The sequence below is a fragment of the Paenibacillus sp. MDMC362 genome (assembly GCF_003269305.1).
Classification (GTDB): Bacteria; Bacillota; Bacilli; order Paenibacillales; family Paenibacillaceae; genus Paenibacillus_AQ.
Genome location: NZ_QLYT01000014.1, coordinates 43,812 through 56,839 on the forward strand (window position 1 = coordinate 43,812; position 13,028 = coordinate 56,839).

A 13,028-nucleotide genomic window follows, 5' to 3' on the forward strand; every position below is an offset into this window, starting at 1 on the left:
CACCCGGAACTGGCCGCATATAGCTCTACGGAAAATTATAAATCTACGTTCATTATGTTCGATTCTCGTCCCCAATTCTCCTCAAGACCATTCTTGGGGAGAATTAAAGAATCACTAAAAAAGCAAAAAACCCTTGATGATATACCATCAAGGGTTTTCTTATTATGGAGCCTAGGGGGATCGAACCCCTGACCTCATCGCTGCCAGCGATGCGCTCTCCCAGCTGAGCTAAGGCCCCGTAAGCGACTTCTATATCATATAAAAAATCAGCAGGCATGTCAACAGGTTTTTCACATTTTTTGATGACGTGCTGTATCCCTTTTACTTCTCTATATAATGTCACTTATCGATGATGAGGATGGGGCTCCTTGAGAGCACCGGAAGAGCACCTGGATCACGCACAAGCCTGGCGCTCTTACAGCTCCTGACCGTCCGTATCCTTGGACAGCAAGCTTTTCAGTTCCTTCATAAACATATTGATATCCTTGAACTGCCGATACACGGACGCAAACCGGACGTATGCTACCTCATCGACCGGATACAGCCGTTCCATCAGAAGCTCCCCGATTTGGCGGCTCTCCACCTCTGCTGCTGCGGTATTGCGCACTGCCTTCTCGACATCCGATACGATCATATCCAGCTGGTCCACGGATACCGGACGCTTCTCGCATGCCCGAATCAAACCGCGGAGTACCTTCTCCCGGCTGAATTCTTCGCGGCTTCCATCCTTCTTCACAACAATCAGCGGCGTTTCCTCCACCATCTCAAAGGTTGTAAATCTCTTGCTGCACTGCTCGCATTCCCTGCGGCGGCGGATGGATTTATTCTCGTTGGCAGGCCTGGAATCCAGCACTTTCGTTCCGGCATAACTGCAATATGGACACTTCATAAAGTCATCTTCACTTCCTTTGTTTCAGCGTATTTTAGCCTTAAAGGCACTAATGAAAAATTTACCAACAAAACTTTTTTCTTTTATGTTATGAAAATGCGAAACCCGAGACATAATACTTTTACCAACCCAAGGAGGTGAACTTAACATGGCACAAAGCAACAACAACTCCAACAACCTGGTTGTTCCTCGCGCAAACGCTGCTCTTGAGCAATTGAAGTACGAGGTAGCTCAAGAACTTGGTATCTCCATTCCACAAGACGGATACCAAGGTAACATGACTTCCTACGAGAACGGTTCGATCGGGGGATACATCACAAAGCGTCTTGTAACCCTGGCCGAGCAACAATTGGCTGGTCAATTCTCCGGTCAATAATTGATTCTTCCTTAAAAAGGAGTGTTGGACGGCTCAATGTAAGAGCCTGTCCAGCGCTCTTTTTTCGTTAAAAGCCGTCCTTATACACATCCGTATATTGATTATAATAATAAATCACGCGCTGTACATAGTGGCGGGTTTCCCCGATGGGAATACTCTTCACATTCTCGTAGGTTCCATCCCACATGCCCTTATTGATCCAATTCTTGACGTTCCCGGGGCCTGCATTGTAGGCGGCGATGGCAGCAATCGGGTTGCCGTCCATTTCCTTGTGCAGGTTCTGAATATACCAGGTGCCCAGCTGGATATTTGCATCCACTTCATTCTTAACGTTCAGCAGGTTTACCGATGGCAGCTTGGCCATTTCCATCGCCCAATTCGCCGTATCCGGCATCAGCTGCATAATGCCCAGCGCGCCTTTCTTGGACTCCTTGCCCGGCTTAAAGTTCGTTTCCACACGAATAATGGATGCCACCAGGAACGGATCGACCTCATAGTAAGCGGCATGCTTCCGTATTTCATCTTTATAATGAATCGGATACAGCAAGGTCATCCAGTTCGAGCTCAGATACAGCAGCGCTACGAAAGAGACAAACAGCAGAAGCAGCACTCTTTTTTTACGGAGCCACTTCATAGACTAACCAACCTGCCCCACAGGTTGTCCACCTGCTGCTGCGTTTCGGCCAATGTTCCGCTGTTATCGATGAGGATATCCGCCAGACGCTTCTTCTCCTCGATATCCATCTGACTGTTTAAACGCGCTTCTGCCGCTTCCCTGTTAAGATCATCGCGCACCATCAGACGCTCAAGCTGCAGCTCTCGCGGTACATAAACAACAGCGACCTGGTCAAGATAAGAATAATGTTCCTTGGCCTCAAGCAGCAGCGGAATATCCGCTACAACGAGCCGGTCGGGATACTGCCGCTCATACGCTTCCGTCCGTTCCCGGATTTCCTGCCGGATCGCCGGATGCGTGATCTCATTCAATACCGTTCTCTGCTCGGGATGGTGGAAGATCATCTCCCCGAGTTTTTTTCGATTCAACGTACCGTCCTCAAACAGGATTGCTTGTCCAAAATGTTCGGTCACTTTACCCAGCACCGGATGACCCGGGAGCATGACTTCCCGGGCGATGAGATCCGCATCGACGAGAAGTGCTCCCTTCATGGTCAACATGGAGGACACGGTGCTCTTGCCAGTTGCAATTCCTCCGGTTAAACCGATATTCATGACTTCACCTCATAACAGCTTCATTATACCCATGACGATTAACAAAAAAGCAGGCAAATAAGAGATAAAACGCATCCCGCCCTTGGATGCAAAACGTAAACCAACCCTCATGCCCAGCACCAGGAATACCCCGCTAAACAAAGAAACAACAGCCGCGGTACCTAACGGTGAGAAGCCCAGCATGGCAGCGCCAAGCCCTGCGCCGAACGCATCGAGCGATAACGCGATCCCGAGCCACATCGCCTCCCACGGGGAGATGCTGCCGGAGTCGTCCAGATCCGCCTTCGAGGGACTGCGCAGAATTTGAATGACAACCCCGACCTTCGGAATCTCAAGAGAGAATACCGTCCGCTGAAGATGCACTTGACCTGCCGTGTTAACCTCACGTCTTGATTTCACTTGATGGTCAGATGCCTTCGTTTCCATAAGAGTCTTCGAAACATCCTTACTGGAAACCGGCTGCACATCTGACTCGTTTCTTCTGCGAACTTGCTGATATAGAGACCATAAGCCCAGCAGAATCAAAATGGCGGCTCCGATCACGGACGCCACGGATGGGGATAAGAACCGCTGTAACAGCGCGCCCGCCTGCATGGAGGCGCCAAGCACCAAGCCGGAACATAGCGAGATGATCAATACAGACAGCAGCGGTATCCTTGTTTTGCGCAGACCGTATGTAACCCCCGCACCGAATCCGTCCAGGCTTAATGCCATGGCCAGCAGCGCAGACGAGAAAATATGACTGAGCACCCTTTTCCCTCCTCGTAAGCTCCACATCAAGCGGCTCATTCATGAAGAAGAGCAGCTCCATGCGCTCCACATATGTTCCACATTATATGTGTAGGGATAGGAATGGGTGCACGCCTATTGGATTACTTCTTAACCGGCTGACACTTCGGGCAGTAGTGGGTCCCCCGTCCGCCAACCACGATCTTATGAATCGGTCCACCGCATGTATGACACGGCTTGTCCTTCCGTCCGTAAATCTGATGACTATGCTGGAACATCCCCATTTCACCCTGTCCATTGACATAGGATTTAATGGAGGAACCACCCGCTTCTACGGCTTCGGACAGTGTATCCACAATGGCATGATACAATCGCTTGAGTTCGGCATCCTTCAGGCTGTTGGCGTTACGCTCTGGATGAATCTTGGCTCGAAACAATGCCTCATCGACATATATATTGCCGATGCCGACCACATATGCCTGATTCAGGAGCACCGCTTTAATCTTCGTTTTTTTGCTGCCGATGACTTCCTTGAAGGTTCCGAACGTAAACGTTTCATCCAGCGGCTCATACCCCAGCTTGGCAAGAGGAGCATGCTGAAATTCTTCCCCCGTTGCAAAGAGATGCATCGTTCCGAATTGGCGTACGTCCTTATAGCGCAGCTCCGTGCCGTCCGAGAAATGGAATATAACATGGGTGTGCTTCTCCACCGGCTCCTCGGCAGAGTACAACCCGTAACGCCCTTCCATCCGAAGATGCGAGACGAGCACCAGTCCGTCCAGCAATATCCGTAAAAATTTCCCGCGGCGCTCTACACCTTCCACGGTATGATCCTTCAACATAAACGCAAATGCCTCAATATCGTCAGGACGCTGAATAATCCGCGGCAGATGTATGGATACATGATCTATATGCTTACCTTTAATCAATTGGTTAAGTGTTCGTTTCACCGTTTCTACTTCCGGCAATTCCGGCATAATGACTTCACCTCATCTCCCATTATACCGGAAGTTAGGACAGAGCGGGACCATGGTTTTGTGGAAAGGTATGGTGCATAATGCGCCCCTCTTCACGCCATGATCCCTATAAACGATTCTCTATCCGCTAACACATTGTATAACTTTACTTCGCTTCGTACCAGTTCTCGCCATAGCTGACTTCCGATTTCAGCGGTACCGACAGCTTCAGTGCCTGACTCATCACTTCCGGCACCAATTCCTTCATGATCTCCAGCTCATCCTCCGGCACCTCGAACACCAATTCATCGTGCACCTGAAGCAGCATGCGGCTCTTCAATTGACGATCATGCAGCGCCTTGTCCATATGGACCATGGCCAGCTTGATAATGTCGGCCGCGGTTCCCTGAATCGGCGTATTCATTGCCGTCCGCTCGGCAAAAGACCGCAGGTTGAAGTTGCTGGCGTTAATCTCCGGCAGGTAACGTCTGCGTTCAAGCAATGTCTTCACATAGCCGTCTTGCTTCGCCTGCTTGACGATCACGTCCATATAACGCCGCACGCCCTGGAACACCTCGAAATACTGGTCGATGAAGGCCGCGGCTTCCTTCCGGGTAATATTCAGGTTCTGGGACAAGCCATAGTCGCTGATTCCATACACAATGCCGAAGTTAACCGCCTTGGCGGATCGGCGCATATTGGAGTCCACCTCATCCATGCTGACTCCGAACACGTCCATCGCGGTCTTTGTATGGATATCCATATCGTGGACGAAGGCTTCCTTCAGCCGTTCATCATCCGAGATATGCGCAAGTACGCGCAGCTCGATCTGAGAGTAGTCCGCCGCCAAAATGCTCCAGCCCGGCTCGGACGGAACGAAGACCTTGCGCAGCTTGCGGCCCTCCTCCAGACGGATCGGAATGTTCTGCAAATTCGGATATTGGCTGCTCAGACGACCCGTCGCGGCAATCGTCTGACGATAGAATGTGTGCACTTTGCCAGTTTGCGACGAAATTTCCTTCAGAAGACCTTCCACATAAGTGGATTGCAGCTTGGCCAAGGTACGATACTTCAGAATCAAGCGGACAATATCATGATAAGGCGCCAGCTTTTCGAGCACCTCGGCATCGGTGGAATAACCGGTTTTGGTCTTCTTGATGACCGGAAGCTCCAGCTTCACAAACAGAATCTCGCCCAGCTGTTTAGGCGAATTAAGATTGAATTCCGTTCCGGCGATCTCATATATCTCATGAACTAGCTTCTCGATCTGTCCTTCAAACTCGCGCCCCAGCTCCTTCAAATCCTCCGCATTCACGGCAATTCCCTGCTTCTCCATATCAGCCAGAATGCGGGACAGCGGCATCTCCAGCTCATGGAACAGCGGCAGCATTTCATTGGCAGCCAGCTCTTTCTCCTGAACGGGAACCAGTTCGGATACAGCCAGGCATTTTCTGGCCATGTGCTCGCTAAGCTTCTCCATATCGGGAACCTTGTACTTTGCCCCTTTACCGAACACATCCTCATCGGCTTGTAGATACGCAAGCCCGTATTTGGAGGCCAGACCGCTGAGACTTTGATTCGATTCGGTCGGGTCCAGCAGGTAGGCAGCCAGATGAACGTCGAATGCCGCGCCGGCAAAAGCGATGCCCTGCCAGTGGAGGGCCAGATCAATGCGGTGCAGATCATATCCGCGTTTAGGGATCCCGCTATCGGCAAGCCAAGCACGGACAGGCTCGGCCTCTTCCGACTTCAGAACCTCAAACGGAATGAAGTACTGCCGTTCCTCCGTAGCGAGTGCAAGCCCGATCACCTCGGCTTGATGAGGATTGTCCCCATGCGTCTCTACGTGGAGTACGGTGACCTGGGCCAGGTTATCCGCAACCTCCTTAAGCCCCTTCGTGTCTACAAGGGTCACTTCAATCTTCGCTTCGGGCTTCGACTCAGCCGCATCCCCGCCCACTCCGCTTGTGCTCAGGTTTAACCGTTCAATCAGCGATTTGAACTCCAGCTTCGCCAGTGCGGGTCCCGCTGTCTCTTCATTCAAGCCAGTAAACGCCATGTCATCCAGCGACTGCTCCAGCGGCACTTCGCGGAAGATCGTAGCCAGCTTCTTGCTGAGTATGGCGGAATCCGCATGCTCTTCGATTTTCTCTTTCATTTTGCCTTTCAGCTCGTCGGTGCGTGACACCACGGCTTCAACGGATCCAAATTCATGAAGCAGCTTCAGAGCCGTCTTCTCACCCACTCCCGGAACGCCGGGAATGTTATCGGAAGCATCGCCCATCAGTCCCTTAAGGTCGATAATCTGATCAGGCGTCAGATCATATCGCTCCTTAATCTGTTCTGGTCCGTAATACTCGATATCGGTAACGCCCTTGCGGACCATCGCGATGGTGGTATGCTCCGAGGCCAGCTGCAGCATATCCTTATCTCCGGATACCACCATCACCTTCCGACCAGCTTCGTCAGCCTGACGGGTAATGGTCCCGATAATGTCGTCGGCCTCATAACCGCCGATTTCAAATTGGGAGACGCCAAGGCCTTTCAACAGCTCTTTGAGCAGTGGGAATTGTCCGGAGAGCTCGGGAGGCGTTTTCTGGCGGCCACCCTTGTAATCCTGAAAATCCGCATGCCGAAACGTTTCCTTGCCTGCATCGAATGCGACCATCATATGGGTCGGTTTGTGTTCCTCAATCAAGCGAAGCAGCATCGTCGTAAAGCCGTAAACCGCATTTGTCTGCTGTCCGCTGGCATTGGTCAGCGGCGGCATCGCGAAGAATGCCCGGTAAATGATATTATTTCCATCAATCAAAATCAGCTTGTCCATAGAACACCTCGCACCAATATTACTTCCTTTCCACATGATAACATAGGTTACCGCCAATTCCGAACAATCCGTTCGATTAACGGTGAATTCCTAAGAATACGCAAAAAAACGCCAGCTTTCGCCAGCGTTTGACTTAACATTATGCTATTGGTTGAGGTCGGGACGATGACCTGTTACGAGGTACACCGTGCTCTCGCCAATGTTGGTTGCATGGTCAGCGATCCGTTCGATGTAACGTCCCACCATGATCAGCAGCATCGCCTGATTGGCCGAATCCGGATCGGAGGTCAGATGCGCATACAGGTCCTGCAAAATCACGCTGTACAAATGATCCACCTGATCATCGTCCTGGGCCATTTTATAGGCCAGATCCGTATTTTCCGTCAGATAGGATTCGATGGATTCCGAAACCATCGCGCGCACCAAATCCGACATCCGTGGAAGATCCACTAGTGGCTTGATCAGCTTCTGGCCTTGCAGACGGATCGTAACTTTAGCGACATCCCGCGCCAAGTCTCCCATACGCTCCAAATCGCTTGCAATCCGGAAAGCAACCAATATCCGGCGTAAATCCTTCGCCACAGGCTGCTGAGTCACGATCAAGCGGGAGCCGATGTCCATAATCTGCTCTTCCATTGTGTTTAACTGCACATCGTTCTTGATAACCGTCTGCGCTTTCTCCGCATCCAAGGTCTGAAGAGACTCTACGCTGCTCGCCAGTGCCTCCTCCATATGTTTGCCCATATCCTGCAGCAAGGTTTTCAGCTCATCAAGCTGCTGATCAAACTCAATTCTCCGGATCATGTGTGATGCTCCTCCTATCTACTTTTAAGAAAGATCATTGTCGTGATAATGGCTTAACCGAAACGGCCCGAGATATAATCCTCAGTACGTGCGTCCGACGGCGTCGAGAACAGCGTATCGGTGTTTGCGGATTCGACCACTTCGCCATTCAGGAAAAAGACCGTTTGCCCGGATACGCGTGCTGCCTGATGCATGTTGTGCGTAACCATGACGATGGTGTATTTGCTCTTCAGCTCCTGCACCAGCTCTTCGATTTTCAGGGTCGAGATCGGGTCCAACGCGGAAGTTGCTTCGTCCATCAGCAGGATATCCGGCTGCACGGCAAGTGCCCGGGCAATGCATAGACGCTGCTGTTGGCCGCCGGACAAACTCAGCGCGGACCGCTTGAGATAGTCCTTGACTTCATCCCACAGCACGGCTTGTTTCAAGCTCTGTTCCACGATTTGGTCCAGCTCCGCTTTACTGCGGATACCGTGGAGTCTCGGCCCGTAAGCGATGTTGTCATAAATGGATTTAGGAAACGGGTTCGGCTGCTGAAATACCATCCCTACCTGCTTGCGCAAGGCTTCAACGTGGACTTCCTCGCTATAGATTTCGGTTCCTCCGATTTGCACGCTGCCTTCAATCCGAGTGGAAGGAATCATGTCATTCATGCGGTTCAGCGTGCGCAGCAGCGTAGACTTACCGCAGCCAGACGGTCCGATGAACGCCGTCACCGTTTTCTCCGGAATGTCCAGATCCACGTTTTTAAGTGCATGGTACGTGTCGTAGTAAAGGTTTAATTTCTTAATCTGTATGATGGATTCCATATCTTATTCATGTCTCCTTTTTCACGATTAGATCTGCTTTATGCGTCTCTTAGATGTTCTTCGAATACTTGTTCCGGATCCACACGGCTGCAATGTTCATGATGAACAGCATGATGAGCAACAGAATAATACCCGAAGCCGCCAGCTCGTGGAAAGCCTCACTTGGTCTTGATACCCAGTTAAAGATCTGGATCGGCATGACAGTAAACGAATCGAGCAGATTTTCCGGCAAGAAGGCCACGTACGTTAAAGCACCGATCATGATCAGCGGTGCGGTTTCGCCGATCGCACGAGACAAGGCCAGGATAACCCCGGTCATAATTCCAGGAATCGCTGATGGCAGCACGGCGCTGGATACCGTTTGCCATTTCGTTGCGCCCAGCGCATAAGAAGCATCGCGCCGGTTCTTAGGCACGGCGCGAAGCGCCTCCTGAGCGGCAACGATAATAATTGGCAGCACCAGCAGCGTCATCGTTAATACCCCGGACAACAGGCTGCGGCCAAGATTCATGCCGCGCACGAAAATCGCCAGTCCCAGGATACCGTATATAATAGAAGGAACCCCTGCAAGCGTACTGATATTCAGCTGGATCAGCCGAACCCAGCGGCTGCGGCCCGCATACTCTTCGAGAAAGATTGCCGCGCCTACGCCTAATACAAAAGACAGCGGGGCCATGAGCAGGAGCAGATAAATCGTGCCGACAATCGGCGATTTCAAGCCTGCTTTATCCGCGATACGCGACGGAAAGTTCGTGAACAGATCGGGTGAGAGTCTGTGAACGCCATCCATCACGATCGTAACAATCAAAGCCATCAAGGCTAGAATACCGATACTGGTACAAGCCAGGAATATCATATGCAGCGTTTGGTCACCCAGACGTCTCCGGTTGATTCCTTTGCTATCCCCCAGATTCAATTGTTTCATCTAGTATTCCTCCCTGAAGCGGCGAGCGACCCACTGCGCCAATATATTAAGCAAGAAGGTGATGACAAACAAGGTCAGACCTACCGCAAAAATCGTGCCGTATTCAATCGTTCCTCGCGGAACGTCTCCCATGCTTACCTGAACAATATAAGAAGTCATCGTCTGAATGCTTTCCAGCGGATTCAGTGTCAGCTGCGGTGTAGCACCTGCAGCCACCGTAACGATCATCGTCTCGCCAATTGCGCGCGAGAATGCCAATACGAAGGAGGATACAACCCCCGATAAAGCGGCAGGCAGTACAATTTTCAGTGCAACCTCAAATCGGGTAGCACCCAGCGCGTATGCTCCGTGACGAAGGCTCTTAGGCACCGCACGCATCGCGTCTTCACTTAAAGACGAGATCATCGGCAGTACCATGATGCCGACCACGAGACCCGCGCTAAGCGCATTGAATATCCCCATGTCGGGAAAAATCTTTTGAAGGAATGGCGTTACCGTTTCAAGCGCAAAATATCCGTAAACAATCGTTGGTACACCAGCCAACACTTCAAGCACTGGCTTTACAACCCCCCGAACCCGGGCAGGAGCGTATTCATTGAGATAAATAGCGCATGCCAAGCCGATAGGCACTGCGAAAATGATCGCAATGCCTGTAATCAGCAATGTGCCGCCCAGCAAGGGCAGCACGCCGAATTCTTTTGGAGGGAGAATCGGACTCCATGTCGTTCCGGTCAAGAAGGACCATACTGGCACTTCCTTGAAGAAGATCACGGATTCCTGTAGAAGCGTATATACAATACCGATGGTGGTAAACACCGAAAGCATGGCACACAAGCCGAGCAGGATTGGAACGATTTTGTCTGAGAGGCGTGTTTTGCTTCGACGGAATGTCATGCTTTTAGTGTTTGCCGCCACGGGTGAAGTTTTGTTCATTCTCCTCTTCCCTTTCTATGGGTTGCCCGAAGGATTCCCTTCGGGCATGAAGTCTTTAATTATTTTGCCAACTTGTCTTTTTCTTCTTGATACTGTTCATCTTGAAGCGGTACGAAACCAACTTCGCCAGCAAGACTAGCGGCATTATCAAGGTAGAAGTTCATGAATGCATTCACTTCCGGACGCTCAAGCTCCTTGTCATTTACATAGAGCAGCAGCGGACGGGACAATGGAGCATAACTGTTATCCTTGATCGTTTCCATGCTTGGAGCTACTGTAGCCGTACCGTTATCGATCGGAACCAGCTTCAATTTGTCTTGGTTCTCTTCATAGAAGGAGAATCCGAAGTATCCGATGGAGTTCTTGTCACCAGCAACCCCTTGTACGACTGCGTTTGTATCGGCACTGAACGTGATTTGGCTATCGTTTCTGCTTGCTTGCGCTTCACCGTTAATCGCTTCTGTGAAGTAATCGAATGTTCCGTGGTCTGTACCAGGGGAGTAAATTTTGATTTCCTCTGCCGGCCATCCTTCGCGAACGTCAGCCCATGTTTTTACGGTGCTGTTCGGCTCGTAAATTTTCTTCAGCTCATCTACTGTTAATTTATCTACGAATTCATTGCTCGGGTTAACAACAACGGAAAGTCCGTCATAAGCTACCAGAACCTCATGATAAGTAATGCCTTTGGATTTTGCTTCTTCAGCTTCACTGTCTTTAATTGGACGGGATGCATTGGAGATTGGAATCTCTCCGTTATTGAAGCGTTTGAAACCGCCACCTGTTCCGCCTGTTCCAATCGGAATGCGGACATCCGGGTTCGCTGCGCCGAACTCTTCAGCAATGGCTTCAGTTAACGGATGCAATGTACTGGAACCGTCAATTTCAATCGTTCCCGACAAAGCTGTTGTGGTGCTTCCTTCATTTTGCTGTGCTGAACCGTTGTCTGTATTTTCTCCTGAAGCACCGCCGGAAGTTGTTCCTCCGCCGCATGCCGCCAAAAGCGTGCTCAGCATCAATACCAGTACGAGAATACCTGCTGGTTTACGACCCCTTCTTTTAAACAAACGAATCCACTCCTTCAAAATGGTTGTTGTCTCTACTTCCTACTTACAATATTGATATTAATCCCCGAATGTAATAGCAGTTTCTGAGAAATGTAAACGCAGTGTAAAATATTTTAATAAAGGTAGAGTTATAGATTCGACCTTTATTCCACGATCGGAGCTTCACCTGTGTTCATTCCGGCAAGCTCATCCTTAACCCGCTCCACACGCTTCACGGTTTCCTCGGCCAGTTGATAAACCTGATTACCGGACTTCTGAACCTCTTGAACGGCGTTGTCCATTTCATTAAACATTTGGGCACCTTCCGTTACATACCCCTCGCAGGATTGGATTTCCTTCAGCGACGATACAGCCCCCTTGGCTGTATCTCCTGCCAGCCGCTGGATTTGCTCGAGCAGCTGGGATATATCCCCTGACAGCTTGCGTGTTTGTTTTGCGAGCGATTGTACCTCTGCCGCAACCACTTGGAATCCACGCCCATGCTCTCCAGCATGTGCTGCTTCAATTGAGGCATTCATGGCCAGCAGACTGCTTTGGTTCGCAAGCTCGGTAATCATGCCGGTGATGGAAAAGATGCGGCTGGCATCGGCAGCGAGCTCCGAGGCCTGGCCTTCACGCTTCGTCATATCCTCAACAAGACCAAGGTACGAGCTTCGGACAAGATCCAGTTTCTCCCTCCCGGTTTGGGACCACTCCCTCATCCGTATACATTCCGAGTTTGTTCTCGCTGCTGCCGTTCGGACCTCGGTTAAAGAGGATTGAATGTTTCGGGTATGCCGGTAGCTTTCCTGCAGGATCAGTTCCCGCTTCGCCTCCGCTTCCGCTTGGAGCACACTGGACAGGCTCATCAGATCCCGGACGGTAAGCACCCCTAGCAGTCGTCCTTCATCCGTGACCAGGACACAATCGTAAAATTTGGAATCCGGGCGCTGCAGGGACAATTCCAGCAGCGTTCCGACCTTCTCGAATACGTCGATACGCGTCGGTTGATGGTCCGCAAACTGGTAGGCAGGCTTGGAATAATACAGGTCCACGGCAAACCTGCCCATCATTCGCTGGTAAAACACATCCCTCATGATCAGTCCTGCAGGTGTGTCTGCCTCATCGCAATAAATAACACACGGTATACGCTGGTCCTTCGCAAACACATTCAGCACATCGAGGCAGGATTCAGACTTTGTTATAACAGGGACCCTTCTTATGTATTGCCGATATAATGCGCCTGCTTCAGGCTCGTTTGCTGCTTGTCCATTAAGTTCCGGCTTTACCCCCATCTTCATTCTCTCTGTCTGAATCGGTTTGGTTTGAAGCAGTGTCATGTGCCTTCACCCCTTCTTCATCTGGTCCTTTAGACGCATCTTACCGGACAAGTATTATGGGAATATGCTCGAATGATTAAGGGAGCGTAAACTGCGGAAGGATAATGGCGCGGAAATGAGACATTCGACATGTCAGGATCTGACCAAAGACCCAAAAAAAAGACTCC

13 protein-coding genes and 1 tRNA gene are annotated in these 13,028 nt (G+C 50.7%); 1 reads left to right on the forward strand and 13 read right to left on the reverse strand.

Annotated features, from left to right (window positions below):
- Positions 1-165: 165 nt before the first annotated feature.
- A tRNA-Ala gene (locus DP091_RS05925) sits at positions 166-238 on the reverse strand.
- A 177-nt stretch (positions 239-415) separates the two neighbouring features.
- Entirely contained in the window at positions 416-889 is a 474-nt protein-coding gene (gene nrdR, locus DP091_RS05930; RefSeq protein WP_113057479.1) for a transcriptional regulator NrdR, read from the reverse strand.
- A gap of 148 nt (positions 890-1,037) precedes the next feature.
- Between nrdR and DP091_RS05935 the strand changes: the two genes are divergently transcribed.
- Positions 1,038-1,265 carry an alpha/beta-type small acid-soluble spore protein gene (locus DP091_RS05935; protein ID WP_053492022.1) on the forward strand — a complete coding sequence of 76 codons (228 nt, stop codon included), beginning with the start codon at positions 1,038-1,040 and terminating at the stop codon, positions 1,263-1,265.
- Positions 1,266-1,332: 67 nt separating this feature from the next.
- On the opposite strand, the gene DP091_RS05940 is transcribed toward DP091_RS05935, so the two are convergent.
- From DP091_RS05940 to DP091_RS05990, 11 genes are all read right to left on the reverse strand, one after another.
- Positions 1,333-1,899 (reverse strand): lytic transglycosylase domain-containing protein, encoded by a 567-nt coding sequence (locus tag DP091_RS05940; protein WP_071218087.1) that lies wholly within the window; start codon positions 1,897-1,899, stop codon positions 1,333-1,335.
- The gene (gene coaE, locus DP091_RS05945) at positions 1,896-2,495 is read right to left on the reverse strand and encodes a dephospho-CoA kinase (protein WP_113057480.1); all 600 of its coding nucleotides are present in this window, start codon (positions 2,493-2,495) and stop codon (positions 1,896-1,898) included. The genes DP091_RS05940 and coaE overlap by 4 nt, the downstream gene beginning before the upstream one ends.
- Positions 2,496-2,504: 9 nt before the next feature.
- Positions 2,505-3,245, reverse strand: a complete 741-nt coding sequence (locus DP091_RS05950; RefSeq protein ID WP_113057481.1) for an MntP/YtaF family protein — start codon at positions 3,243-3,245, stop codon at positions 2,505-2,507.
- 122 nt (positions 3,246-3,367) lie between these two features.
- Entirely contained in the window at positions 3,368-4,201 is an 834-nt protein-coding gene (mutM, locus tag DP091_RS05955) for a DNA-formamidopyrimidine glycosylase (protein WP_113057482.1), read from the reverse strand.
- Between the two features lie 145 nt (positions 4,202-4,346).
- The gene (gene polA, locus DP091_RS05960) at positions 4,347-7,007 is read right to left on the reverse strand and encodes a DNA polymerase I (RefSeq protein ID WP_113057483.1); all 2,661 of its coding nucleotides are present in this window, start codon (positions 7,005-7,007) and stop codon (positions 4,347-4,349) included.
- A gap of 144 nt (positions 7,008-7,151) precedes the next feature.
- Positions 7,152-7,811, reverse strand: coding sequence for a phosphate signaling complex protein PhoU (gene phoU / locus DP091_RS05965; protein ID WP_113057484.1), 660 nt, complete (start codon positions 7,809-7,811; stop codon positions 7,152-7,154).
- A gap of 53 nt (positions 7,812-7,864) precedes the next feature.
- Positions 7,865-8,620: a phosphate ABC transporter ATP-binding protein PstB gene (gene pstB / locus DP091_RS05970; protein WP_113057485.1), complete on the reverse strand. Its 756-nt coding sequence runs from the start codon at positions 8,618-8,620 to the stop codon at positions 7,865-7,867.
- A gap of 49 nt (positions 8,621-8,669) precedes the next feature.
- On the reverse strand, positions 8,670-9,545 hold the full coding sequence (gene pstA, locus DP091_RS05975; protein WP_071218081.1) for a phosphate ABC transporter permease PstA: 876 nt from the start codon (positions 9,543-9,545) through the stop codon (positions 8,670-8,672).
- The gene (gene pstC / locus DP091_RS05980; RefSeq protein ID WP_071218080.1) at positions 9,546-10,478 is read right to left on the reverse strand and encodes a phosphate ABC transporter permease subunit PstC; all 933 of its coding nucleotides are present in this window, start codon (positions 10,476-10,478) and stop codon (positions 9,546-9,548) included.
- A gap of 59 nt (positions 10,479-10,537) precedes the next feature.
- Positions 10,538-11,542, reverse strand: coding sequence for a PstS family phosphate ABC transporter substrate-binding protein (locus tag DP091_RS05985; RefSeq protein ID WP_071218079.1), 1,005 nt, complete (start codon positions 11,540-11,542; stop codon positions 10,538-10,540).
- 143 nt (positions 11,543-11,685) lie between these two features.
- Positions 11,686-12,861 carry a methyl-accepting chemotaxis protein gene (locus tag DP091_RS05990; RefSeq protein WP_113057486.1) on the reverse strand — a complete coding sequence of 392 codons (1,176 nt, stop codon included), beginning with the start codon at positions 12,859-12,861 and terminating at the stop codon, positions 11,686-11,688.
- Between the last annotated feature and the right edge of the window lie 167 nt (positions 12,862-13,028).